This is a genomic window from Nisaea nitritireducens, from assembly GCF_014904795.1.
Taxonomy (GTDB): domain Bacteria; phylum Pseudomonadota; class Alphaproteobacteria; order Thalassobaculales; family Thalassobaculaceae; genus Nisaea; species Nisaea nitritireducens.
In genome coordinates, this window is sequence record NZ_JACZFS010000012.1 from 1 (window position 1) to 25,834 (window position 25,834).

General features: G+C 58.8%; 22 protein-coding genes and 1 tRNA gene. 9 read left to right on the top strand and 14 right to left on the bottom strand.

Annotated elements, in window-relative coordinates; genetic code table 11:
* Positions 1–1,017, top strand: a 1,017-nt coding sequence (locus IG629_RS04500; RefSeq protein ID WP_193170793.1) for a mandelate racemase/muconate lactonizing enzyme family protein, incomplete at its 5' end; no start/stop codon positions are given.
* A 24-nt stretch (positions 1,018–1,041) separates the two neighbouring features.
* Here IG629_RS04500 and IG629_RS04505 read toward each other — a convergent pair.
* Positions 1,042–2,664, bottom strand: coding sequence for an acyl-CoA synthetase (locus IG629_RS04505; RefSeq protein ID WP_193170794.1), 1,623 nt, complete (start codon positions 2,662–2,664; stop codon positions 1,042–1,044).
* A 135-nt stretch (positions 2,665–2,799) separates the two neighbouring features.
* Between IG629_RS04505 and IG629_RS04510 the strand changes: the two genes are divergently transcribed.
* A complete protein-coding gene (locus IG629_RS04510; protein WP_193170795.1) occupies positions 2,800–3,453 on the top strand; it encodes a DsbA family oxidoreductase in 654 nt (217 codons plus the stop codon).
* Here the strand turns inward: IG629_RS04510 and IG629_RS04515 are convergent.
* Positions 3,450–4,220: a DUF4197 domain-containing protein gene (locus IG629_RS04515; RefSeq protein WP_193170796.1), complete on the bottom strand. Its 771-nt coding sequence runs from the start codon at positions 4,218–4,220 to the stop codon at positions 3,450–3,452. The genes IG629_RS04510 and IG629_RS04515 overlap by 4 nt on opposite strands.
* A gap of 116 nt (positions 4,221–4,336) precedes the next feature.
* Here IG629_RS04515 and IG629_RS04520 point away from each other — a divergent pair, with 116 nt between their 5' ends.
* Positions 4,337–4,651: a DUF1272 domain-containing protein gene (locus tag IG629_RS04520; protein WP_193170797.1), complete on the top strand. Its 315-nt coding sequence runs from the start codon at positions 4,337–4,339 to the stop codon at positions 4,649–4,651.
* 11 nt (positions 4,652–4,662) lie between these two features.
* Here the strand turns inward: IG629_RS04520 and IG629_RS04525 are convergent, their stop codons facing one another.
* From IG629_RS04525 to IG629_RS04535, 3 genes are all read right to left on the bottom strand, one after another.
* On the bottom strand, positions 4,663–5,844 hold the full coding sequence (locus IG629_RS04525) for an oxidoreductase (RefSeq protein ID WP_193170798.1): 1,182 nt from the start codon (positions 5,842–5,844) through the stop codon (positions 4,663–4,665).
* A gap of 85 nt (positions 5,845–5,929) precedes the next feature.
* Positions 5,930–9,424, bottom strand: coding sequence for a transcription-repair coupling factor (mfd, locus tag IG629_RS04530; RefSeq protein WP_226886456.1), 3,495 nt, complete (start codon positions 9,422–9,424; stop codon positions 5,930–5,932).
* Positions 9,425–9,428: 4 nt separating this feature from the next.
* Positions 9,429–9,689, bottom strand: coding sequence for an FAD assembly factor SdhE (locus IG629_RS04535; protein WP_036553171.1), 261 nt, complete (start codon positions 9,687–9,689; stop codon positions 9,429–9,431).
* 122 nt (positions 9,690–9,811) lie between these two features.
* On the opposite strand from IG629_RS04535, the gene recG reads away from it, so the two are divergent.
* Positions 9,812–11,893, top strand: a complete 2,082-nt coding sequence (gene recG / locus IG629_RS04540; RefSeq protein ID WP_193170799.1) for an ATP-dependent DNA helicase RecG — start codon at positions 9,812–9,814, stop codon at positions 11,891–11,893.
* Here the strand turns inward: recG and IG629_RS04545 are convergent.
* From IG629_RS04545 to IG629_RS04555, 3 genes are all read right to left on the bottom strand, one after another.
* Positions 11,890–12,285, bottom strand: a complete 396-nt coding sequence (locus IG629_RS04545) for a RidA family protein (RefSeq protein WP_193170800.1) — start codon at positions 12,283–12,285, stop codon at positions 11,890–11,892. The two genes, recG and IG629_RS04545, sit on opposite strands and share 4 nt — an antisense overlap.
* Positions 12,286–12,321: 36 nt before the next feature.
* The gene (locus IG629_RS04550; protein WP_193170801.1) at positions 12,322–13,020 is read right to left on the bottom strand and encodes a DUF502 domain-containing protein; all 699 of its coding nucleotides are present in this window, start codon (positions 13,018–13,020) and stop codon (positions 12,322–12,324) included.
* A 74-nt stretch (positions 13,021–13,094) separates the two neighbouring features.
* The gene (locus tag IG629_RS04555; RefSeq protein WP_193170802.1) at positions 13,095–13,967 is read right to left on the bottom strand and encodes an alpha/beta fold hydrolase; all 873 of its coding nucleotides are present in this window, start codon (positions 13,965–13,967) and stop codon (positions 13,095–13,097) included.
* A gap of 59 nt (positions 13,968–14,026) precedes the next feature.
* Here IG629_RS04555 and IG629_RS04560 point away from each other — a divergent pair, with 59 nt between their 5' ends.
* On the top strand, positions 14,027–15,220 hold the full coding sequence (locus tag IG629_RS04560; protein WP_193170803.1) for an aminotransferase class V-fold PLP-dependent enzyme: 1,194 nt from the start codon (positions 14,027–14,029) through the stop codon (positions 15,218–15,220).
* On the opposite strand, the gene IG629_RS04565 is transcribed toward IG629_RS04560, so the two are convergent.
* From IG629_RS04565 to gyrA, 5 genes are all read right to left on the bottom strand, one after another.
* Positions 15,217–15,456 (bottom strand): hypothetical protein, encoded by a 240-nt coding sequence (locus IG629_RS04565; protein WP_193170804.1) that lies wholly within the window; start codon positions 15,454–15,456, stop codon positions 15,217–15,219. The genes IG629_RS04560 and IG629_RS04565 overlap by 4 nt on opposite strands.
* Positions 15,457–15,553: 97 nt before the next feature.
* Positions 15,554–15,895, bottom strand: a complete 342-nt coding sequence (locus tag IG629_RS04570) for a hypothetical protein (protein WP_193170805.1) — start codon at positions 15,893–15,895, stop codon at positions 15,554–15,556.
* A 451-nt stretch (positions 15,896–16,346) separates the two neighbouring features.
* Positions 16,347–16,422, bottom strand: a tRNA-Lys gene (locus IG629_RS04575).
* A 73-nt stretch (positions 16,423–16,495) separates the two neighbouring features.
* Positions 16,496–17,002, bottom strand: a complete 507-nt coding sequence (coaD, locus tag IG629_RS04580; RefSeq protein WP_193170806.1) for a pantetheine-phosphate adenylyltransferase — start codon at positions 17,000–17,002, stop codon at positions 16,496–16,498.
* A gap of 16 nt (positions 17,003–17,018) precedes the next feature.
* A complete protein-coding gene (gene gyrA, locus IG629_RS04585; RefSeq protein ID WP_193170807.1) occupies positions 17,019–19,772 on the bottom strand; it encodes a DNA gyrase subunit A in 2,754 nt (917 codons plus the stop codon).
* Positions 19,773–20,146: 374 nt separating this feature from the next.
* Between gyrA and IG629_RS04590 the strand changes: the two genes are divergently transcribed.
* The 4 genes from IG629_RS04590 to IG629_RS04605 are packed head-to-tail and all read left to right on the top strand — an operon-like array spanning position 20,147 to position 24,916.
* Positions 20,147–20,788 (top strand): hypothetical protein, encoded by a 642-nt coding sequence (locus IG629_RS04590; RefSeq protein ID WP_193170808.1) that lies wholly within the window; start codon positions 20,147–20,149, stop codon positions 20,786–20,788.
* A 47-nt stretch (positions 20,789–20,835) separates the two neighbouring features.
* On the top strand, positions 20,836–21,837 hold the full coding sequence (locus tag IG629_RS04595; RefSeq protein WP_193170809.1) for a hypothetical protein: 1,002 nt from the start codon (positions 20,836–20,838) through the stop codon (positions 21,835–21,837).
* Positions 21,838–21,872: 35 nt separating this feature from the next.
* Complete coding sequence (locus IG629_RS04600) at positions 21,873–23,540, top strand: Dyp-type peroxidase (RefSeq protein WP_193170810.1); 1,668 nt, start codon at positions 21,873–21,875, stop codon at positions 23,538–23,540.
* Between the two features lie 17 nt (positions 23,541–23,557).
* Entirely contained in the window at positions 23,558–24,916 is a 1,359-nt protein-coding gene (locus IG629_RS04605; protein ID WP_193170811.1) for a cytochrome P450, read from the top strand.
* A 12-nt stretch (positions 24,917–24,928) separates the two neighbouring features.
* On the opposite strand, the gene IG629_RS04610 is transcribed toward IG629_RS04605, so the two are convergent.
* Entirely contained in the window at positions 24,929–25,756 is an 828-nt protein-coding gene (locus IG629_RS04610) for a class I SAM-dependent methyltransferase (RefSeq protein WP_193170812.1), read from the bottom strand.
* Positions 25,757–25,834: the final 78 nt, after the last annotated feature.

Here is a 25,834-nt window from a genome sequence, read left to right on the forward strand (position 1 = left end):
CTGATGCCGACGAAATGGACCCACCTCGATATCGTGCTTGTCCGGATAGAAACGGAAGACGGCATTGTCGGATGGGGTGACGGCTTCGCCTATTCCTGCCGCAGGGCAACAGCGGCGGCAATCGAGGACATGGTCGCTCCCCTGCTCGTCGGCCGGGAGGTAGACGATGTCGCCGTGCTGAATTCGGAATTGCAGCAGCGCCTGCATCTGCATGGCCGCTATGGCATCACCATGTTCGCCATATCCGCCGTTGATATCGCGCTCTGGGATATCGAGGCGAAGCAAGAAAGGGCGTCGCTTGCCAGATTGCTGGCGGTGAGGCCGAAAACCGCGTTGCCGGCATATGCCAGCCTTATGCGATACACGGACCCTGAACTTGTCCGGTCCTTTGCGGCCAAGGTCGTCGGCGAAGGATACCAGACCGTCAAACTGCACGAGATTTCACTCGATGCCATCAAGGCCGGCCGTCAGGGTGCGGGCTTGGAGACCAAGCTTGCAACGGACGTGAACTGCAACTGGTCGATGGAACAGACGCACGAAATCATGCCGCATATGCGGCGTCTGGATCTTTACTGGGTCGAGGAGCCGGTGTTTCCGCCGGACGATGAGGAAACTCTGGGAATGCTGCAGGCCGAGTATGGCGTGGCCATCGCCAGTGGCGAGAATGCCTGCACTTCGGTCGAGTTCGCCCGCACAGCGCCGCACATCAAGTATCTGCAACCGAGCGTGACAAAGGTTGGCGGCGTCAGCGAGTTCCTGAGGGTCTGCGACGTCGCAGAGGAATACGGTGCCGCGGTGATGCCCCATGCGCCCTACTTCGGTCCCGGTTACTGGGCAACGATCCAGCTTATGGCCGCGCGCGAGATCTGCGAACAGTTCGAGCATCTCTATATCGAGCCCGAAGGCTATCTGGATCCGGAAATTCCCCTGCCCTCTGGCGGCATGGTGCAGGTACCCGACCGCCCGGGTATCGGCTTTGAGCCCGATCCGGACATGATCGAGAGATTCAAAACCTGAACAGCGTCCTGTAATGGACTGCGATCAAAGATCTTTCGCCTGATCCCGCAACACAAATTTCTGAATCTTGCCGGTGGATGTTTTGGGCAGGTCGCCAAAGATGATGGTGCGCGGTGCCTTGAAAGAGGCCATATGCTCACGGCACCAGGCCGTAACCTCTTCCACGCCGACCTCTCCGGCACCGGGGGCGAGAGTGACGAAGGCACAAGGCGTTTCGCCCCATTTCTCGTCAGGTTTGGCGACCACGGCGGCTTCCATGATTTTAGGATGCTTGTAGAGCACCTCCTCGACCTCGAGGGAGGAGATGTTCTCGCCCCCTGAAATGATGATGTCCTTTGACCGGTCCTTGACCTCGGCATAGCCATCCGGGTGAAGAACCGCGAGATCGCCGGTCCGGAACCAGCCATCGCCCAACGCTTCCGCCGTTGCTTTCGGGTTCTTCAGGTACCCCTTCATCACCGTATTGCCGCGCAGGCAGAGCTCTCCGATGGTCTCTCCATCCGCCGGCACAGCCTCGCCGGTATCGGGGTTGCTTACCCGCATGCCTTCCAGGGTTGGGTACCAGACGCCTTGCCGGGACATGCGCTGGGCCTTCGCGTCCAGATCCAGCTCATCCCATTCGGGAGGCCAGGCACAGATCGTCGAGGGGCCGTAGGTTTCGGTCAGGCCGTAGAGATGGGTGACCGAAAAGCCCATCGTCTCCATGGATGAGATGACCGCGCTCGGCGGCGCTGCACCGCCAGTGGCGATGTTCACTCGCTGGGAAAACGCTTTCTTCTGCTCCGCCGGAGCGTGAATCAGCATGGTCAGCACAATCGGCGCAGCGCACATATGACTGACGCCATGCTCTGCTATCTGCTCGAAGATCAATGCCGGGTCGACCTTGCGCAGGCAGACATGCGTGCCGCCGACCGCCGTCACCCCCCAGGTATATGTCCAGCCGTTGCAGTGAAACATCGGCAGCGTCCAGAGATAGTTGCAGCCGGAAGTCAGCCCGAAAGCAATGGCGTTGCCCATCGCGTTCAGATAGGCGCCGCGATGGTGATAGACGACCCCTTTCGGGTTCCCGGTAGTCCCGGATGTGTAATTGAGCGACATGGATTGCCACTCATCCGTGGGGCGCGGCCAGTCCGGTGCAGGCTCCCCTTCGGCCAGTAGCTCTTCGTATTCCTTCTCGCCCAGCGGCTTGCCGCCTTCAGCCAAGGCATCGTCGATCCAGATCACCGGCGGCGGATTATCGATCTGCGCCAGTGCCTCTTCCATCACCGGCGCGAACTCCTTGTCCACCAGCACCAGCTTTGACTCGGCGTGACCGAGGATAAAGGAGATGGTCGCAGCATCGAGACGGGTATTTATGGCATTCAGGACTGCTCCGGCCATGGGAATACCATAGTGCGATTCGAGCATGGCCGGTGTGTTGGGCGCCAGAACGGAAACGGCATCGCCGTGGCCAATGCCGCGCTTGCGCAATGCATCGGCCAAGCGTCTGCTCCGGTTCAGGAAATCACCGTACGTTCGGCGCAGGTCGCCGTGAATAATGGCCACTTTTTCGGGAAATGTTGCACCCGCGCGCTCCAGAAAATCGGATGGCGTCAGAGCCGCATAGTTTGCCCGATTTCTCTCAAGTCCCGTTTCAAAGATCGACATGATCGCCCGCAAATGTTTCCCTGTCCCCGTTAACTGACATGGTTTCTTCGTTTCGATAAACCGTCAAGCACGGGAACAATGGTGTTGCTCGCTGACACCACGAGACCGAGACAGAACAGACCCTGGAGCCGGACTATGACCCAGATCGATATTTTCTCCGACGTAATTTGCCCATGGTGTTTCATTGGCAAACGGCGTCTTGAACGGGCATTGAAGGCGCGGCCGCTTCCGAACCTGACCATTCAATGGCGGGCGTTTCAGCTGAATCCTGAAATGCCGACCGAGGGCATGGACCGTCAGGCATATCTCGAGAACAAATTCGGCGGCCCGGATCGGGCAACGCAGATCTATGACAACATCAAGCGCATGGGCGATGGAGAAGGTATCGATTTCCGCTTTGACCTGATCCAGCGCACGCCGAATACAGTCCTTGCGCATCGCACGATTAATCTTGCGACTGTCATGGGCACGTCGGACGCGTTGATGGAGAGAATGTTCGTCGCCTATTTCACCAAAGGCGTCGATATCGGTGAGATCGATAACCTGGTGGAACTGGCTGAACAGTCAGGCATGAAGCCGGAAGATACCCGCGAATGGCTCGAAAGCACCGGCGGCACCAGTGAGGTGATGGCGGAGACCCGTTTCGCGTATGAAAACGGTATCAACGGCGTGCCGTGTTTCATCTTCAACCGGCAATACGCAGTTTCCGGCGCGCAAGAGCCGGAAGCCTTCTTCCCGCTCTTCGATATGGATAGCTCCGAAAACACCGTCGTGGCCAATCAGGCTTAACTGCCGAAGACCTTCTTCAGCAAATCCGTCGAGCGGGCCACGGGATCTGTCCTGATCGCCTTTTCCTCTATCGCGAGGTAATGGAAGAGCCCGTCCAGCGCCTTGCCGACAACGTGCGTCGACAATTCAGCCTTGGCATCCGGGACGAAAGGTATCTTCGCATACTGCCCGACGAAGGCGTCGTAGCTCTGCACCACACCGACTTCCGACATCGAGGCTTCCACGACCGGAGTGAAGCGCTCCGTCAACTTGTCACCGGTCCTTTGCTGGAACCAGCGAGTGGCGGAATCGTCCGGGCCCTCATAGATGGCTTTAACGTCTTCCAGGCTCATCGATGAAATGGCGTCGGAGAATATGGCTCCGGCTTCCGGTGCTGCGGCTTCGGCCGCCCGGTTCATCCGCAACTCCAGATCGTCTGCCAGGGAGCCAAAACCAGCCTTATCAAGGAACTTGCGCGCGGTCTGCAGACTTTCCGGGAGCGGGATATGGACAGCGCTGTCGCCGAAATATCCATTTGCTGCGCTGAGTTGGGAGACGATCTTCTCGGTGCCGACGCTGAGCGCCTCCTTCAAACCGGCGAAGATGGTTTCGTTATCCAGTCCTGCCAGCCCGGATCCGGCCTGACCGCTGCCGCCCAGGGAATTCAGAAGCCCCTTCGCCGTCCCGAATAAGTCGGTCTGGGCCCTGGCCGTACCCACGGTGACCGTCGCACCGAACAGAACAGAAGCACCAAGGAACCCACGGCGGGAATACAGTCGCTCAATCACTGGCATGTCGCCTCTTTACGGTTAGGGGCCGGATCGTATCGGCACAAACTCATGATATCGTCTGGTTCAGGCGATTATGATCGTTATAAATGACAAAGTATTAAGTGGATCTGAGGATGCTCCAACTTCGGCCAAATTGCGAGCTTTGCGATCGGGATCTGCCGCCGCAGTCGGGCGATGCCCGGATCTGTTCCTATGAATGCACATACTGTGTGGAATGCGTTGAAACCGTGCTTTTCAATGTCTGTCCGACGTGCGGAGGCGGTTTCGTACCGCGTCCAATCCGACCGCTAAAAGCCTGGCGACCGGAAAAGATGCTTGGCCTTGAAAACCATCCAGCATCCGAGAAGCGGGTTCATTCCAAATATACGCGCGCCGAGATAGACGCCCATGTGGCCCGGATCAGGGATATCGCACCGCAAGACCGTTGAGTGTGACCGGCCTAGAGTTCTGTCTGGAATTGCTTCTGCCAAAGTACAGCATTTGCCGCCTTGCGGCGCTCGACCTGTGCCAGAGCATCTTCGACTGAGCGCTCCTGCTCTACCGTGCCATTGCTCCCCCATTCATGCAGCCGTTGCGTATACCATGCCGTGACGCCACCAGACGGTGTTGAGGAAAAGCGTGGAAAAACCGCTTCTTCTCCGGATTCGCTCAACCATTTATCAGGCAAACCCGGATCCAGCGCGAGGGCCCGGGCCAGCCCGACCATGTCAACGGCACCTGACGATACCGCCTCTTCCGCTTCCGCCTTTTTCTTGAAACCGCCCGCCGTCATCAGCGGCTTGCCCGTGCGTTCGCGTGCCGCTCGGGCGAAGTCGAGGAAATACGGTCCAGCCCTCGTGCCGTCGCTGGCGGCAGCCGCTCCCGGGAAATATGCACCGCCGCTGATATCGATCAGGTCGATGGCAGTCTCATCCAGCATCGCGACGAGATCGAGCGCCTCCGGCTCCTCGATGCCGCCCGCAAGCTGATCGGTTGCGTTGATCTTGACCGCGACAGGAAAGCCGGAACCAACGGCCGCGCGCACCGCGGCGATAATCTCAAGCAACAACACAGCGCGCCGCTCTGGACTGCCGCCCCAACGGTCAGCTCTGCGATTGAACAGCGGGGACAGGAACTGGTTCAGCAGAAACCCATGTGCCGCATGAATTTCAACGCCGGTAAAACCGGCAGAGTTGGCATTAAGCGCCGCTTTTGCGTAGGCGGCAGGAAGCGCTTCGACTTCTTCCGAAGTCATTTCGATTGCATGGATACCGGACACATCGAGAGCCGATGGGGCTTTTGCCGGTCCGGCGACTGGTGCCGCCAAAGCGCCGGCATGGCCAAGCTGGGCCCAGAAATGAGTACCATTCGCGGTTGCCGCATCAGAAAGAGCACGAAAACGGCCGGGCTCTCGCAACGGATTAAGTACGAGATTTCCGTAATTTTCCGGCGCCCAGGGACCTATCTGGACCTCACCGACCAGAGACAGGGCCGTGCCGCCATCGGCCCAAAGCCCGTACAGCCGCTGCTGTGCGTCAGTCGGAGAGCCGCAGCCATCGCCAAGATCGTCGGACATGGCGGCCTTGGCGATACGGTTCTTCAGAACCGCACCACAGGGAAGATGCAACGGTTTATCCAGCATCAGCGCTCGCCTCCGCGGCTATAGAAACACGAAGGTTAACGCACCATCCGATCAAGCGTTAGTGCTCACTCGGAAGGGCTTTCCCTCACTCCCCTTGCGAGGCGATCGAGACCAGCTCCTGCATCAGTCCGGTCAGGCCGCGTACGCGCACATCCTTCTGCTCCCACGCCCGGCGATAGACCATCTTGTGATCCGGCCGGAGCTGGACGCTGCCCGCCTGCTTGGCGATGAAACCAACGAGGCCGCGCGGATTGGAGAAATCGTTGTTCCGGAACGTAAGAACAGCACCTTTCGGCCCGGCATCCACCCGTTCCACTCCGGCCAGCTTGCAGAGCTGCTTGATGGCGATGATCTTCAGAAGGTTCTCGACTTCCGGCGGCAGGGTGCCGAACCGGTCCGCCAGCTCGGCGGCAAAGCTGTCGATCTCCGCCTCGTCCACCAGATTGGCGATGCGCCGGTAGAGGCTGAGCCGGACGGTCAGGTCGTGCACATAATTTTCCGGAATGAGCACAGGTGTGCCGAGAGAGATCTGCGGCGTCCACTGCTCCTCCGGCTCCATGCTCTCGAAGCCGCCTTCCCGCGCTGCCTGCACCGCTTCCTGCAGCAAGTGCTGGTAGAGCTCGATGCCGACTTCCTTCACCTGCCCCGACTGCTCCTCGCCCAGCAAATTACCGGCGCCACGGATATCCATATCGTGGCTGGCCAGGCTGAACCCGGCTCCAAGACTGTCGAGGGTCTGCATGACCTCGAGCCGTCGCTTGGCGTCCGCCGTCAGGATCTTGGTCGGGTGTGTGGTCAGATAGGCATAGGCCCGTGTCTTGGAGCGTCCGACACGGCCGCGCAGCTGATAGAGCTGGGCGAGGCCGAACATGTCCGAGCGGTGAATGATGATCGTATTCGCGTTCGGGATATCGAGACCGGACTCAACGATGTTCGTGCTGAGCAGGATGTCGTAGGCCCCGTCGCAGAACTTGGTCATCACGTTCTCAAGCTCGGTCGGGCTCATCCGGCCGTGCGCCGTGGCGATGCGCACTTCCGGCACCAACTGTGTAAGCCGGTCATGCATACGGGGCAGATCGTCGAGGCGCGGGCAGACATAGAAGGTCTGACCTCCGCGATAATGCTCTCGCATGATGGCTTCACGGATCACCAGCCCGTCATAAGGCATGACGAAGGTGCGTACAGCCAGCCGGTCAACCGGCGGCGTTGTGATAAGGCTCATCTGCCTGACACCGCTCAGCGCCATCTGCAGAGTGCGCGGGATTGGCGTTGCGGTCAGGGTCAGGACGTGGATCGCCGAACGCAATTCCTTCAGGCGTTCTTTCTGGGCAACGCCGAAATGCTGCTCCTCGTCCACGATGACCATGCCGAGATTGGAGAAGCTGATGCTTTTCGCCAGCACGGCGTGGGTGCCGACGACGATGCTGCAATCGCCGTTTGCCAGCTCTTCCTTGACCGCCGTCTGTTCCTTGGCCGGCACCATGCGGGAGAGTTGGCGCACTTTGACCGGCAGGCCCTTGAAGCGTTCCTTGAACTGGGCGAAATGCTGACGCGCCAGCAGCGTCGTCGGCACCACCACGGCAACCTGATAGCCCTGCATCGCAACAACCAGGGCGGCACGCAACGCCACCTCGGTCTTGCCGAATCCGACATCGCCGCAGACCAGCCGATCCATCGGCCGGCCTTTGTTCAGATCGTCCAGCGTCTCTTCGATGGCGCGGAGCTGATCGTCTGTCTCGGTATAGGGGAACTTGGCGCAGAATTCGTCATAGACGCCGGTCGGCGTTGCAATCGGCTCGGCCTCACGAACCTCACGCTCCGCGGCGAGCCTAATCAGCTGCTCTGCCATGTCGCGCAGGCGTTTCTTGACCCTTGCCTTGCGTGCCTGCCAAGCGGCGCCGCCCAGTTTATCCAGTTGCGCACCGGATTCCTGTGAGCCGTAGCGGGACAACACCTCGATGCTCTCGACCGGCACGAACAACTTGTCTCCGCCGAGATAGAGCAACCGCAGGCAATCATGTGGCGCACCGCCGATCTCCAGGGTTTCCAGCCCGTCATACTGGCCAATTCCGTGCTCCACATGGACCACGTAATCGCCTTCATGCAGAGCGGAGACTTCCTGCAGGAATTCCTCGCCACGGCGCCCGCGCCGGATCGACGGGCGAGCCAGCCTCTCGCCGAGAATATCCTGCTCGGCGATGCACAGCAGATCGTCGCTGGCAAAACCCTGCTCCAGAGGAAGCACAACGGCACCTGCCGTGCCCTTCGGAAGCTTCTGCGCCTCTTTCCAGGTGCTGACCGGCTCCAGCCGTTCCAGCCCATGCTCATGCAGCAGGGAAACCAGCCTGTCCCGCGAGCCGGAGGTGTATCCGGCAACCAGCACCCGGCGGCTTTCCGGCTCACCCAGAATGCGGTCGCGCACGGCGGCATAGAGATCCGTATCCGGCCGGGCCCTCGCCTCGGCGAAACCGACACCGCCATGTCCGCCGCAATCCAGAACCGTAACCCCGTCGGCACCGCTTTCCGGCAGGTCGAACGGCGTGAAACGGGCGCTCGGCAGGTTTTCTTCGAGACTCTGCCAGTCGCGTTCATTGAGATAGAGGCTGTCAGGCGGCAATGGCCGGTAGACACTCCCGCCGTCCGGCGTGCCCCGGGCATAGAGGCTCTTGCGGGCCTCATAATATTCCTGGATGAGATCGAAGCGCGCGCTCATGGCCGCGTCCGCCTGATGATCAAAGGTCACCGGCGCCGCGCCCGTGTAATCGATCAGGGTCTCCAGATCCTCATGGAACAGCGGAAGCCAGTGCTCCATGCCGACATGTCGGCGGCCTTCGCTGATGGCTTCGTAGAGCGGGTCCTTGGAAATTTCCCCGCCGAAATGGGTGCGATAGCCTGAACGGAAGCGTTTGATTCCCTCTTCATCGAGCCGGAACTCTCCGACCGGGAAAATCTCGAAGGCATCGAGCTTGCCAGTCGTGCGCTGACTGACCGGGTCAAAGGAGCGGATCGTTTCCAACTCGTCGCCGAAGAAATCAAGCCGAAGCGGTTCTTCCGCGCCGGGCGGGAAGACATCGAGGATCCCGCCGCGCACGGCATATTCCCCGGCCTCCCGGACCGTCGCCGCACGGGTGTAGCCGTTTGCCTCGAAAAACCGGGAGATATCCTCGACCGGTTTACTGTCACCGGGCTTCAGGGCGAGCCCCACATCGGTGAAAAAGCTGCGCGGCGGAAGACGCTGCAACAGCGCGTTCACCGTTGTCAGCATTACGGCACCGCCGGAAAGGCCCGTTGAGGCAAGTCGGGCAAGTGTCTCAACCCGTTGGCTTATCAGGTCGCCATGCGGGGAGACGCGGTCATAAGGCAGACAATCCCAGGCGGGCAGGCTCAGTACCGTCTGTTCCGGCGCGAAAAAGCCAAGCGACTGGCGGAGAACGGCCAGGCGCGAGTCGTCCCGCGCCACATGCAGAACACCACCATGGGCCGCGGCAATCTCGAGCAGGACACGCGCGTCGTGGCCTTCTGGCACGGATGAAAAAGCGGCAGATCCCGCCTTCGAGAGGGCAGATTTGTTGTAAATCAATAGACTATTCAACGAGTTTGAAGTTGCGGATCATGTCGAGGATGGGAGTTTCATATTCCTCCGGCGCTTCTTCCTGGCCGGTAATCCACTTGTAGAGCCGCGGATCGGGAATTTCGAGAAGGGTTTCATACGTGTCGAGCCCTTCTTCATCAAGATCCGCAATATGGGTTCGGGCAAAGGCGCCGAGCAGCAGGTCGGTTTCCTTGGTGCCGGTATAGGCGCTGCGATAGATCAGCTTCTTACGCCTATCATCGAGACCGGTCATACGGCGCACTCCTTGTTTGTCAACGCGTTGCGCTAGGATATAAATCGAACTCTTGGCATGTCAGCCCCCGGGAAAACGGCCAGCGGCGACGAGCCGCGCCCTTAATAGCATCGGCGAGAAAATTGCGACCGGAAATTCTCTATTCCCTTTTTGCCGATACGACCCGCCTTCCCGGCGTCGGTCCGCGTATCGCTAAATTGCTGGAGACGCTGGCCGGGAAAGCGGTCGTGGATCTGCTTTGGCACCTGCCGAGTGGAATCATAGACCGCCGCTTTAATCCGCGCATTGCCGAGGCGCCGGACGATGTGATTGCCACCCTGCACGTCACCGTGGTCGAGCACCGGCCGGGACGCAGCCGCAAACAGCCCTATCGGGTGCTCGCGGAGGACGAGAGCGGTCAGCTCGATATCGTCTTCTTCAACGCAAAGCCCGATTATGTGGCGCAGATGCTGCCCATCGGCAGCCGTCGCGTGGTCAGCGGCAAGGTAGAGCATTTCAACGGCCGTCTCCAGATGACCCATCCGGATCATATGGTTGCGGAAGAGGATGCTGACACAATCATGCAAGTGGAGCCGACCTATCCACTGACCGGGGGGCTGACCCAGAAGACATTGAGAAAGGCAATCACGGCAGGGCTCGCAGGCGTGCCTGAATTGCCCGAATGGGGCAACAAGCCGTATCTCGCGGTCCAGCAGTTGCCGGCTTGGCGTGAGGCGTTACTGGCAGCGCACGCACCCGGCTCGCTGGAGGATATCGATCCGCAAGCCCAGCCACGGCGCCGTCTCGCATATGACGAATTGCTGGCTAACCAGCTCGCGCTGGCTTTGGTCAGGGCCCATCAGAAGCGTCAGAAAGGACGTGCCGTCGAAGGAGATGGAGAGCTGCGCCGCCTCGCCCAGGAGGCCCTGCCTTTCAAGCTCACAGGCGCGCAGGCAACGGCGCTGACAGATATCTACCGGGATATGGCATCCCCGGAGCGGATGCTGCGGATGATCCAGGGCGATGTCGGCAGCGGCAAGACGGTCGTCGCGCTGCTGGCTATGCTGAATGCGGTGGAATGTGGCAGGCAGGCAGCCCTGATGGCACCGACGGAAATCCTCGCGCGGCAGCATTTTACCTCGATGCAGCCGCTCGCGGAGGCGGCGGGCCTGCGGATCGCCGTGCTGACTGGCCGGGACAAGGGCAAGGCCCGTGAGCAGCTCCTCGCCGAGATTGCCGAAGGCACGGTCCATCTTGCCGTCGGTACCCATGCGCTTTTCCAGGAAAGCGTGGCATTCAAGGATCTGGCCCTGGCGGTGATCGACGAGCAGCACCGCTTTGGGGTCCATCAGCGGATGAGCCTCGGTGAAAAGGGGCATGCCGTTGATACGCTGGTGATGACGGCGACGCCGATCCCGCGGACGCTGACCATGACGGCCTATGGCGATCTCGACGTCTCGCGGCTTACGGAGAAACCGCCGGGGCGCCAGCCAATCGACACCCGGACGATCCCGATCGGACGGCTTTCCGAGGTTGCCGAGGCCGTTGGACGCAAGGCTGCCTCCGGTGCAAAGGCCTATTGGGTCTGCCCGCTGGTCGAGGAGTCCGAAAAAATCGATGTTGCGGCCGCCGAGGAACGGTTCCAGCACCTGGACCGGCTCTATCCGGGCCGCGTCGGTCTCGTCCACGGCAAGATGAAAGCGGCTGACAAGGACGCCGTGATGGACCGTTTCAAGAACGGCCCGCTGGACATTCTGGTCGCGACAACGGTGATCGAGGTCGGTGTCGACGTTCCTGATGCAACGGTTATCGTGATCGAACACGCCGAGCGGTTCGGACTGGCCCAGCTGCACCAGTTGCGCGGCCGGGTCGGACGGGGCAGCGCGGCGTCTACCTGCCTGCTGCTGTTCGGCTCACCTATCTCAGAAACCGGAAGGGCCCGGCTCGCCGTGATGCGCGAGACAGAAGACGGATTCCGTATTGCGGAGGAAGATCTGAAACTGCGCGGAGCCGGGGAAATACTCGGGACCAAGCAGAGTGGTCTGCCGACTTTCCGTCTCGCCGATCTCGCCGCGCACAACGATCTGCTGACCGTTGCGCGCGATGATGCCCGGCTGGTGCTGACCAACGATCCCGATCTCAAGGGCGAGCGCGGAGAGGCCCTGCGCGTCCTGCTCTATCTGTTCGAACGGGATGCGGCAATCCGCTACCTACGAGGCGGCTAATTTTTTGGCGTGCAGATCGCTTCGGCCTCGATCTCAACGAGCCAGTCCGGGTCGACGAAACCGGGGACTTCCATAACGGTAGTTGCCGGGCGAATGTCCGAGAAGACCTCCCCGTGCGCCCGGGCCGCCTCTTTCCAGGTTTTTGCGTCCGTCACCAGAATGCGTGTCCGGATGACGTCCTCGATCGAACCACCGGCATCCTCAATGGCTTTACGGACGATTTCGAGGCAGCGCACGGTCTGCCGGTAAACATCCCCAACTCCATCAGTCTTTCCGTCGGCACCAATCGGCGCTGTTCCGGCGACAGAGATGAAATCACCAACCCGGACGGCGCGGCTGAAACCGATAATCGGCTCGAGATAAGACCCCGAAGAAACAAGTCTACGTTGCATTTTTTATCCATATTTTCAGGTGGTCAGAGGCGCTTGTTACTCTGCCTTCTCGACATGAATAACGGGCTTTTCCCGCACGGACGATGGCCGGCGGTCAGGCGGTGTGACGATCCCGGCGGAAATCACCATCTTGATTCCCTCTTCGACGGTCATCGTCAGGCGATAGACATCCCGGTTCGGCAGAAACAGCAGGAAACCGGATGTCGGGTTCGGCGTCGTCGGCAGGAAGACATTGACCATCGTATCGTCGGTCACGTTCTGCACTTCGCCAACCGTGCCGCCGGTGATAAAGCCGACGGCCCATATGCCACGCCGTGGATATTCGATCAGAACCACTTCCCGGAAGGCGCTCGACTGCTGCGCCATAACGGTTTCCATGATCTGTTTAATGGCGCTGTAGACATTGCGAACCACTGGCATGCGGGCCAGCAAATGCTCGCTAAACCGGATCATCCAGCGCCCCAGAATACCGGCCGTCAGCCAGCCGATCAGGGTCAGGGAAACCAGCATGACGATAAGGCCGATGCCGGGAACGGAGAACGGCAGGAAGTTCTCCGGATTGTATTGCTGCGGGATCAGCGGCATCACCTGATTATCGATGAAATCGACGATAACCCAGGTCAGATAAAGCGTGATTCCAATAGGCGCCGTCACCAGGATTCCGGCAAACATATAGGCACGCATACGGCCGAAAAATGTTGGCCGGACGACGCCCGGGTTATTGTCCTTGGTCATTTGAATACTGCCTGATGCTCGATGCCCCTAGTTTGACCATATAGGGACGAAGCGCCGCGACGCAAACGGTTCACTTAACCGCCGAGAAAGCTGTTCAGTTCCGTGATCAGCCTGTCCGGAACCTCTTCCGGGATATAGTGTCCCGAGGGTACAGAGCTACCGGTGACCAGAGCCGTCGTATAACGCTGCCAGACAGAGAGCGGCTCATAGAATCGGCCTATAATCCCCTTCTCACCCCACAGCGCGTGGATCGGAATATCAAGCAACCGGTCGCGGTCCGCGCGGTCATGGTCCAGATCGATAGTGGCCGCGGCCCGGTAATCCTCGCAGGTGGCATGAATGGTTTCGGGCATTGCGAAACAGCGCTGGTATTCCGCCATGGCCTCCGGCGTGATGGCGGAGCCATCGGCCAGAAACTTCAACTTCTTTTCCAGGTAGAAAGCCGGGTCCTGTCCTATCATCCGCTCCGGATAGTCGGCAGGCTGGATCAGGAAGAACCAGTGATAGTAGGCTGCGGCAAAGGCCATGTCGGTCGTCTCGTACATATCCAGTGTCGGACAGATATCGAGTGTGCAGAGCCGGGTCACACGATCCCGGTGATCCCGGGCCAGCCGATGGCCGACGCGTGCACCGCGATCATGCCCGACAACAGAAAACTCCTCGATTCCGAGCGTGGACATGACTTCTGCCTGATCCAGCGCCATTTCCCGTTTGGAATACGCTGTATGCGCCGAATCGGTCTCCGGTTTTCCACTGTCTCCATAGCCGCGCAGGTCCGTTGCCACCACGGTGAACTTCTCAGCCAGAATTGGCGCAACCTTGTGCCAGATCACATGTGTCTGAGGGTATCCATGCAGTAACAGCAGGCCCGGCCCACGTCCGCCGACCACCAGATTGATCTCCGTTCCGGATGTCACGATCTGCTTCCGCTCAAATCCCTCAAACATTCTGTTCCGCTTCCGTTTCCGCCCGTGGCACTCTCAGTCTTCAATTTATGGAGATGACCATGCAGGTCCCGGCGGCGCGCGGCAATAATGACATTCCGGCTTTCGGTTCCCCTGTTCGGGCAGCCTTTGCGCTGGAACGCGATTACACGCATTTGAACCATGGCTCGTACGGCGCCACGCCGGTTTCCGTGCTCGCCGACCAACGGGTCTGGCAGGATCGTCTGGAACGGGAACCGAGCCGGTTCATGGATAGGGAGTTCCGGCCTGGTCTGCGTGCGGCTGCTGCCGCCCTCGCCCCGCGTATCGGAGCCGATGCTGACGGTATCGCGATGGTCGAGAATGCGACCGGCGCGGTGAATGCCGTGCTTCGAGGGCTCGGCCTCGCTCCAGGCTCCGACATTCTGGTGACGGACCAGACCTATCCGGCAGTGCGCAATACGGCCGATTATGTCGCGTCCCGCTGTGGCGCCAAGGTGCGGGCACTCTCCCTGCCTTTCCCCGGTTCGGACACGGACGACATTCTGCTGCGGTTCAAAGCCGCGCTTAATCCAGCCCCAGCTCTGGTAATTCTCGATCATGTGACCTCGCCGACAGCGCTTGTCCTGCCTGTGGCGGAGATGGCAAAGGCCGCGCGAGAAGCCGGTGCGCTCGTCCTGATCGACGGTGCGCATGCGCCCGGCATGCTCTCACTCGACATCTCCTCGCTCGACTGCGACTGGTACACGGGGAATTGCCATAAATGGATGTTCGCCGCGAAAGGGTGTGCCTTTCTGTGGACCGCGCCGGAGCACAGGGCGAGCACGCACCCCCTGGTGATCTCTCACGGCTATTCAGACGGCTACATAGACGAGTTTGACTGGGTTGGGACCCGTGATGCCTCGGCGCAACTCTCCCTGCCTGCCGCACTCTCGTTCATGGATGCTTACGGGACGGATAATATCCGGCGGTACAATACGGAACTCGCCAATCGGGCGGCTGACCTGCTGGCTGCCGCATGGAACACTGAACGCGGCTCAGGACAGGCGCTGACAGGATCGATGGCGACGATACGCCTCCCGGATGGTCTTGGAGACAGTCAACAGGATGCGGACACTTTGCGGGCGGATCTGGTCGATCACGACAGAATTCAGGTCCCGATCCGCTACATGGCCGGCGGTCTCTGGTGCCGGATCTCGGCGCAAATCTACAATGATGTCACTGAATATGAGAATTTGGCTCAGGCCATAGAGCGAAGAGCGGCGGGCACCACCTAGTTCAGCTTGTTGCGGAACTTCTTCTCGAGATAGGCAAGGATTTCGCTCTTGCGTGCGCCGTTATCCTCACGTGCGAGCTTGAAGAGCCGGGATGCTTCATTGTCACGCGGAGGTTCCGGTTCAGGCTGCTGCCCCATCTGGGCAAGTGCCGCCTGACGGGCCTGTTCCAGCACTCGGGGATCGATCTTCTTGCGGATCTCCCGCATCATCAGGAGCAGCTTCTTACGTTCATCCATGACAGACCTCCCTGCCGGCAACGACGCCCTGGCTGATTCGCCGATGTTTGCCTAAACCGAACTGTAAGAAACATACCAGAAACAGGTTGTCTGTTCTCTAGTGATCGTATGGCTTGATCGTGAATGCGGCGGCCAGAGCGTTACCTGCAATCTTGGTGACGACCGCTTCCGCAGAACCTTTCATCTTGTGATTGCCTTTCGAGACATCGATCTCGAAGCGGAAGCGCTGGCTTTTGACCAGTATATCCTTGTCGTAGGGTTCAATGATGAAGCCCTTCAGATTGTAGTCCTTCACGACAAAGCTGAAACTGTCGATTTTGACGATACCGCAGGACTCAAGTTTCCCCTTGGCTTTGACACTCTTGATGCCTTGAGCCTTGGTCGGCCTGACCGGCTTTTTGTTCTTGGCCTTGACACTGAGGAAGTCAAAAAACCCCACACTATCGTCCTTCTAGTTCAGATCGCCGCCGCGGCGCTTTCCGGTTGCTGTGACGGTTCTAATATACGCTATCTGATGGTTACACAAAGCTTAGCAAGTTAGATTTGCTTTGATCTGGGGCTTTGCAAGTACAATTGGGGCTGATTCTCTGAGAGTAAGGTCGAAATTTCAAGTCGAATGGCTTGTTTTTTGGGTTCGTTAAAATATTAGGCATTTTATTTAATAATCTAACCATTTTAATTTTATAAGTTTCACACAACAGACACTTCGTCAGATCTGACGAGGCATTCCCGGTGTGAACGTCACCGGAAACTCCGAGGATTCTGACGAAACATAAACGCGGATGAAAAAACGCGCGTCAGACTGATCATTCAATCGAATGACATCGACGGTGTGATTGCTGCTCAACGTTCGGAAACGAAATGCTGAGACGATCATATGTTCGGAGGGATGGTGAGCGCGACAGGGTTCGAACCTGTGACCGTCTGATTAAAAGTCAGATGCTCTACCAGCTGAGCTACGCGCCCCCCGAAAGGAAGCCGGAACCTATGCAAACAGCGCGGTCCGGTCAACCTCTTCCGGAAAGTTTTTTTCGTCGGCTTATTGGAACTTGTCCTGAACCCGGGCAACGACACGCTCAGGCACGAATTGGTCGATAGCACCGCCCATATTCGCGATTTCCTTGACCAGGCGCGACGAGATGAACTGGTTGCGATCGGAGGCCATCAGGAACACTGTTTCCACATCCGCATTCAGTCGGGCATTCATGCCAACCATCTGGAATTCATACTCGAAATCCGAAACAGCACGCAGGCCACGTATGATCGTCGCCGCATCGTTCTGCTCGACGAAATGCATCAGAAGGTTGCCGAATGACATCACGACAATTTCGCCATGAATGCCGTCCGCCTTATGGGAGGTGTTCAGTTTATCGATTTCGTCCTGCACCATCTCAACCCGTTCATCCAGGCTGAATAGCGGGCCTTTGCCAGCATTGCGGGCAACGGCAACGATCAGTTTGTCGACCAGTTTGCAGCCACGCCTGATGATGTCCAGATGCCCGTTCGTAATCGGATCGAACGTGCCCGGATATACCCCAATCCTCATGTCTCCAAGTCCCCCGTTAGCTCTCGGCGGTGTCTCCGTTGCCGCCTTCGTCGCTGCCTATTTCTTCCTCACCTTCCACATCGTCTCCGTTTTCATCGCCGGCCAGGCCCACGGATACGACTTTCTCGCCTTCATCGACGCGGAAGATCCAGACACCCTGGGTTCTGCGCCCAGTGATGCTGATTTCACCGACCGCACAGCGAATCACCTGTCCGCCGTCGGTCACAAGCATGATCTGATCATTGTCGGCCACCGGGAACGCCGCGACGACACCGCCACTGCGCTTGGTGAGCTCCATATTCGCAATCCCCTGCCCACCCCGATTGGTAATCCGGTATTCGTGGGCGGATGTCCGCTTGCCGAGCCCGCTCTCAGTGAGGGTGAGAATGAATTCCTCTTCCGCTCCGAGCTGTGCGAATCGTTCCGGAGTAAGGGAACCGGTCGCCGGAGAATCGGTTTCCTCGTCGCCCTCTCCCGTCGCCCGGCGCATCTGCCCGGCGAGCTTCAGGTACACATCGCGCTCAAGCTCGTCGGAGCCCGGAATGTCCTGATAATCGACATGGTGCAGGATCGACATGGAGACCACCTCGTCGCCCGCTCCCAGCCGGATACCGCGCACACCGAGCGAATCGCGACCGCGGAACAGCCGGACATCGGTCGCCCGGAAGCGAATCGCCTTACCGTCGCGCGTGGTGAGGAAAACGTCGTCCGCTTCCATGCACGGCTGCACATTGATCAGGCGGTCGTTCTCATCCAGACGCATCGCAATCTTGCCATTGCGCTTGATGTTGGTGAAATCGGACAGTGAGTTACGGCGGACGGTGCCGGCAGAGGTCGCGAACATGATGTGCATGTCCGCCCATTCTTCCTCTTCCGCCGGCATCGGCATGATGGTCTGGATCCACTCGCCCTGCTCAAGCGGCAGCAGGTTGACCAGCGCCTTGCCGCGGGACTGCGGCGTGCCGATCGGCAAGCGGTAGGTCTTCATCTGGTAGACCATGCCGCGCGACGTGAAGAACAGAATTGGCGTGTGGGTGTTGGCAACGAACAGGCGGCTGACGAAATCCTCGTCCCGCGTGGCCATGCCGGAGCGGCCCTTGCCGCCACGCTTCTGGGCCCGGTAGGTCGAAAGCGGTACGCGCTTGATGTAGCCGTTATGGCTGACCGTAACGACCATGTCCTCGCGTTGGATCAGGTCTTCCATGTCGTGCTCGAACTCGGCATCGACAAGTTCCGTCCGGCGCGGCGTGGCGTAGGCTTCCTTGGCCGCGACCAGTTCGGCACGCAGCACTTCCATCATCCGTGGACGCGACTGCAGGATTTCCAGATACTCAGCGATCTTGGACGCGAGCTCCTTGGTCTCCTCGATCAGTTTGTCGCGTTCCATCCCGGTCAGGCGCTGCAGGCGCAATTCCAGAATGGCCCGGACTTGGGCGTCGGAGAGACGGTATTTTCCGTCCACAACCCTGTGCCCCGGATCGTCGATGATGCCGATGAATTCCTCGACATCTTCCGCGGGCCAATCCCGGCCCATCAGCTTTTCACGGGCGTCGGCCGCATCGCGGGAACCCCGGATGACCCGAATCACTTCGTCGATATTGTTCACAGCAACCAGCAGGCCAGCCAAAACGTGCGCCCGATCCCGCGCCTTGCGCAGCAGGAATCGGGTTCGACGGGTAATCACGACCTCGCGGAAAGCGATGAAGGCGACGATGACGTCACGCAGGTTCATCTGTTCCGGCTTGCCGCCATTCAGCGCCAGCATGTTGACGCCGAAGCTCGTCTGCAGCGGGGTGAACCGGTAAAGCTGGCTCAACACCACGTCCGGCACTGCGTCACGCTTGAGTTCGACAACGACGCGCACGCCGTCCCGGTCGCTCTCGTCCCGCAGCTCGGCGATGCCTTCGATGGTTTTCTCGCGCACAAGCTCGGCGATACGCTCCATCAGGCGGGACTTGTTTACCTGATAGGGAATCTCGCTGACGACGATGGCGTGACGGTCTTTGCGGATTTCCTGGATATCCGCCTTGGAGCGCATCATCACCGAGCCGCGCCCGGTGTGATAGGCATCGCGGATGCCGTTCTTGCCGAGAATCATGGCCCCGGTCGGGAAATCCGGTCCCGGAACGATCTCGATCAGCTCGTCAATGGTGATGCCCGGATTGTCCACATAGGCGCAGCAGGCGTCGATCACCTCACCCAGATTGTGTGGCGGGATGTTCGTAGCCATGCCGACAGCGATACCGCCGGCGCCGTTTACCAGAAGGTTCGGATATTCGGCAGGCAGGACACTGGGTTCGGTCGTCGTCTCATCATAGTTGGCAACGTAGTCGACCGTATCCTTGTCGATATCACGGAGCAGGCCTTCGGCCGATTTCGCGAGGCGTGCTTCTGTATATCGCATGGCCGCAGCCGGATCGCCATCCATCGAGCCAAAGTTGCCCTGGCCATCGACCAGTGGCAGGCGCATGGAGAAATCCTGCGCCATACGGACCATGGCATCGTAGATCGCGCTGTCGCCGTGCGGGTGATACTGCCCCATGACCGCACCGACGATGTTCGCCGATTTACGGTAGGGCTTGGACCAGTCGTATCCGCCCTCCTTCATGGCATAGAGAATCCGGCGGTGAACCGGCTTCAGGCCGTCACGCACATCGGGGAGCGCCCGCGAGACGATCACGCTCATCGCGTAATCGAGATAGGAGCGCTTCATTTCGTCTTCGATTGAGACAGGCGAAATGTCGAATGAGGAGGATTCGGATGAGGTCAATTCACGCGATTTCCGGTTGGTTACGTCCCTGTCAACGGCGGTGGCCTTGTTTAGTCGTCGGCCCTCCGCCAGGACCTTCAGAAGTCCCTGAATTTATAACAGAACGGTAACGAAGGAACAATCTTTACGGCGTTTTTTTTCAACTGAATTGCTTAATGATTACAGTGGTTTGCGGCGGTAATTTGATTCCCTTCGCGAAATCGTTCGCCGCCTACCCCCAGACTCCCATCAGGAATACCTCCCAGCCCCTGCACGCCAATGGTGCTTCCCGAATCACCTCCGCTACAGAGAGGGGAATATAAATATTGCAAATACAACCTAAACTCGTAAACTCGAATTCGTTGGAAATGCATCTCATTTAGCCGGACCTGTCGATGACAAATATAGCCGGAAAAGCGTATGCGATGAATGTCGTGACGCCGAGCAATCCAAAAATCACCTGGATAAACCGTCTTTTGTTCATGGCCGCACGAGGCCTTCCGGAAAACCTGATGGGATTGCTGGGCCTGTCCCTTATCCATTTTGCCAGATGGGTCATCATCAAGCCTGGCGACTGGCCCGACCTGGGACAAGGAAAACAAAAATTAGCGAATGATTACATGCTTTTCTGTTCAAATTTTAACGGAACATGGGACCAGTATATCGACGCGTTCTCGGACGGTATTCCGAGCGGCCTCAACCTGTTCTGGTATTCGGCGACTAAATATCCGCTGTCCATTCCGGTGACCCCTTTCAAGGACTACATCACCCATAACCAGATCGGCACGGACTATTACTACAACGCCACCCCAGGGTCGGCGCAGCGCGACATCAAGACAAGCCTGCTCATCTACGATGCCTTGCTGAAGCTGGAGCAGGCACACGCAACGCAAAGCCCGGCGGATTTCCAGAAGACATACCAAGCGGCCTGCCTCGAAATCCAGGCTGGGTTTGGCGACCCCGGATACGGCCCTGTCGCCAGCCTTGCAACAGAGCGCGCGGACATCAACCGGGCGCGCTACGTCCGCAATCATTAGGCAGAGCCACCAAGGTTTTATCGACGGCGTCAGAAAGGACATTCCGAATGCCAGATCTGGACACCGGCCACATATTTCTGACGACGCTGGCGCCTATAAAAAATTACACGGCGAACGACAAGTCACCCACGTCATTCGAGCAGAATGCGCGGATCGCCCTCGCCAGCCTCCCGACGGCAATTCAGTCCCCCGCATCGCAGAAAGACGGGAAAAACAGCCCTTTCTCGAAGAACAAGCGTAACCATCTCGCACGCATGTTTGTGCTGAACGACGTGGTCTATAACGGCCGGATCGGGGAAAACGCGATTGCCGCTACGATATCCGACGACGATCCGATCGACCCGCAAAAGGTAGACAGCCTGAAATCGCCTTTCCTGGTTTTCTGCGCCGATATCGACGCCATAACGAAGGATGGCGATCCCTTGCCGACCACACTTAGCCCAGAGGCGCAAAAGGAAGTACGCGCCGCCTATGCACGCGAGCTCTGGCAGACGATGGAAACCGAGCTGCGGGCAATCTACAGCAATTGCGTCGGCTTCGAGAATGTCGATACGGCGGACAAGTTCGCTGCCTATCTCGATAAATGTCACGTCGAGACGACAATGCCGTTCCACGATTATTATCTGGAGCTGCCCAAGTTCCATAATCTGGCTGTGAAGCCGCTTATCGCAGCTGTGGCCATCCCGGCCATTGTCGCGGTCGTCTCCCTGGTTATGCGGATCTTCGGCGTGCTGACGGTTCCAATGCTGGGATGGAGCACGCTCTGGACGACGATCATTGCCCTGACTCTCACCTTGCTCCTTGCCTTTCTCGCGGTCCGCCATGCGATCAAGAATGGTGAAAAGCCTCTGAGTCCCGGGAAGTACGACGATCTCCCCTCGGTTTTAAAAGCGCTCTACATGCAGCAGAAATTCACCGATTTCTTCATCGATCATCAAGGCGTATCTCCCGACAAGCTCCATGCGGATTTCGGAGCCTTCCTTAAAGAAAACAGGCCCGCCGACAGAGCTGGCCCGACCCAGGAGCCCGGTGTGATCCGGTCTCTGTAGGGATCTGATGCAATTAATGAAGTTGGATGCAGGCCATGACACAAATGCTTGATCTCGCAGACATTCAGGGCAATGTGCCACGTGCCTACGGTCGGTACTCCTTTCCATTCGCCCGATATTTTTTCCTGAACATCGCAAGCCCGGTGGAAGGACGGAAATTCGTCGATGCAGTTCGCCAGAAGGTGACGACGGCGGCGCGCTGGCCGGAGAATGCGACCAAACCGGACTGCACCGTGAATATCGGCTTTACCTTCATGGGACTGCTGAAGCTTGAGATCCCGACACGCACATTGCAGGGCATGCCGGATACCTTCATTGAGGGGATGAAGGCCCGGGCTTTCATCCTTGGAGATCGTGACAACACAAAGCCCGCAGAAGACGACACCAACTGGGACAGCCACTGGGACCCTATCTGGCAGCGCAACCGCTCGAGCGGCTTGGAAGCCGAAAACGTCCATATCTGGATTTCGCTGAACGCTCAGCTGAAAACCCAGGGCACCACGGAGCCTGTCGATGCGCTGGAACAAACGACGGACTGGCTGCAAACGCTCTGCAACGAGTCCAATGGCGGCGTACGCATCCTTTCGGGAATTGGCCAGGACGGTAAACAGAACTATCAGGCCGCCTCGGCCGTGTTCGAGGATATCGGCGGCACCAAACTTCCGACGCCGAAGGAGCACCTGGGGTTTGCGGACGGCATCGGCGATCCAGTTTTCGAGGGGCAGTACCGTGACGAAGAGATGGGACAGGCCGTGATTGGACGGGGAAAGCTCGTCGACGGGACCTGGATGCCCATTGCCACCGGCGAGTTTCTCCTGGGGCACCCCGACGAGAGTCAGGAATTGCCGCCGACCGCGATGCCGCCGGAATTCATGAACAACGGTACTTTCATGGCCTTCCGCAAGCTGCACGAGAATGTTGCGACCTTCGACAATGTTCTGAACGAGGAAGCCGCGCGCTATGCCTCGGAGATGGGCGTTCCGCTGGAGGAGGCACAGGAAACCTTACGGGGAAAGATGTGCGGGCGCTGGACCGACGGTGTTCCGCTTGCCAAGGTTCCCACTTACAGGGAATGGCAGGAATTCAGGGAAAAACAAGGCTTCAACGATCCCGACCCCATTAAGGCCTGGAAGAATCAACTGGATTATGTCGGCTCACCGGAAGCACGGGATTTCCGGTATGCCGACGATATGGAGGGATTTAAATGCCCGGCCGGCGCCCACCTCAGGCGCATGAACACACGGGATTATCTGGACCCTCTGAACAAGGTGGGCACCTATCCCGCGACGAAGAAGCCATACGCCAACAAAAATGCGACGAGCCAGCTCAACAAACGGCGCCGCGTTCTACGGCGCGGCCTCCCGTACGGACCCGCAGACCTGAACAGCAGGTCCGACGAGACCGAACAGGGTGTCGCCATGATGATTGTCGGCTGCAGCTTGTTCCGGCAGTTCGAATTCGTTCAGCAGCAGTGGATTCAATACGGGTTGGACTTTCATCAGGGCAATAATACCTGCCCCATGCTGGGAGATCACAGCCATCACAAACGGCACACGATCCCCTCCGACCCGGCATCGGGCAAGCCGCCTTATGTGATGAGCAAACTCAAGACTTTCGTCGAATGCCGCGGGGGCGACTATTTCTTCATTCCGTCGATGACTGCCCTGCGCATGATTGCCATGGGCATCGTCGACCCGACCTGACCTTTTGGGAGGGACGGATGAGTCTCGCCGTGAATTTTTTGATGTCGGTCTGGTTGCTTCTCGTCTCCTGGGGGCAGGCGATAGCGGCCCTGACTGCGCTTATTGGTGTCGGGTTTGGTGCGCTATTCAAGGGTGGCGGATTGTCGAAGAATCTCGCCGCTGCTTTTGCTGAAGCCGTGAACCAGCGGCGCGCATTCTCCCTGCTCCGTGTTCTCTGGCCGAATCTCGCGCTCAGCCGCCAGTTCGTAAAGGCATATGAGAATGACGGCACCGCCGTGGTTACCAGACATGATGACTGCCTCGATGTTCTGAACCGCAACGCAGATTTCGAGGTCGTCTATGGCACCCGGATGCGGAAACTGACCGCGGGACGGAATTTCTTCCTCGGCATGCAGCCGGGCTGGGATTACACGCGGGATACATCCGCGATGCATCTGGCGATGCGCGATACAGATGTGGCGGAAATTGTTCTGCCACGCGGTGCCGCCTTGGCAGAGGAGCTTGTCTCCGCAAGCGGCGGCAAGATCGACTTGCCGCCGGGACTGACCCTTCAAGTGCCCTGGGATATGACAGACCGTTATTTCGGTACCGGCGGTCCTGACGCGGCCACGATGCAGGACTGGACTACGATCCTGTTCTGGTACCTGTTCGAGGATCTTGCAGCCGATCCAACCTTCGATGCCAAGGCAATGGATCACGCTGACCAAATGCGCGCCTATCTCGATCAGACCATCGCCGCGCGCAAGGCTCACCCGGTCGAGGCAGAAGACCTGCTCAACCGTTGCCTCGCGCTGCAAAGCGCAGAAACACCCGGCATGGACGATCTGGGGATACGAAACAATATCCTCGGACTTCTGATCGGGGCTATTCCGACCATATCCAAAGCCAGCTGCATCGCCATGGACGAGTTGCTCGACCGCCCAGCTTCCCTAAAGGGAGCGCACGAGGCGGCTTTGGCGGACGATGACGCTTTGATGGCCCAATATATCTGGGAGGCCCTGCGTTTCAGGCCGCATAATCCGGTGATCTATCGTCGCGCTACCCGCGATACCGTGGTCGGGCGTTCAACGTTGCGACAGGCTAAGGTCAAGAAAGGCAGTCTGGTTTTCGCCGCAACGCTCTCCGCGACATTCGATCCTTATGCCATCAAAAACAACAATGCGTTCCGCGTCGACCGGGACTGGAAAGACTACATCATCTGGGGCTATGGCATGCACACCTGCTTCGGCGCGATCATCAACAAGGCGCTGATACCCGCCATCCTGAAACCATTGCTGAAACAGAAAAACCTGCGGCGCGCTCCGGGCGCTGCAGGTCAGATCGATTCAGGCGGCACCCCGCATCCGCAGCATTTCCATCTTGAATTCGATGTCTGACAACAAGCCCTATTATAAGGGCTTACGGGCCGATATCGAATAACTGAGCGGTAGGCGTGGCATCCCCTCGGGCAAACGGTACAAACCGCCCTCGCATGGCTCCATGAAAGCCAACGCCTTCCAGGCCACAGTATCGAACTCATGCAGGTATTCGATCTTCAGGCCGGCATCGATCAGCGCCGTGACAACCTCGCCGACCGGATGGGTCCACTCGTAGCTGCGCTTCGTCTTGAGAACCGCCTTTTCATCCGCATAGGAATCCGCCTGGTTGAACGCGATCGGCTCTGGCTTATGAAAATAATCGTAGACCGGCGCGTGCGGGGCTGGCGCGTAATCGTCGAAACTGAGAGTCACCGGATGCTGGTCCAGGAAATAAAACCGTCCGCCTGGTTTCACGAAATGAGCGACGACCCGCGCCCATGCGTCGATATCGGGTAGCCAGCAAATTGTGCCCCAGGAGACGTAGACCAGATCGTATGTGCCATGGATCAGATCCGGAGCGTCATAGACATTGCCTTCGATAAAGGCTGCAGCGATGCCAGCCCGGTCCGCCAGCTCCCGTGCCTGCCTGATTGCCACAGGCGAGAAGTCGAGACCGGTAACGCTCTTCGCGCCCATGCGAGCCAACAGCAGCGTGTCCATACCGAAATGACATTGCAGATGCAGGATATCGAGGCCTTTGACGGAACCGAGCTCCTCCAGTTCAGTTTTGTGAAGGTCGCGCTTCCTTTCAGGGCCATTCAAAAAGTCATCGACGCCATAGTCACTGCTGGCGGAAGTATAGTGCACCTCCGCCAGTTCGTTCCATCTCTGCTGATTTTCTGCCTGAAACTTGTCCATGCCGTCTGACCCTGAAGGTCGGCGCCTACTCGATCCGTTTAGAACGGGGTCTCGTCGTCGAGGTCGCCCGGGCCGCCG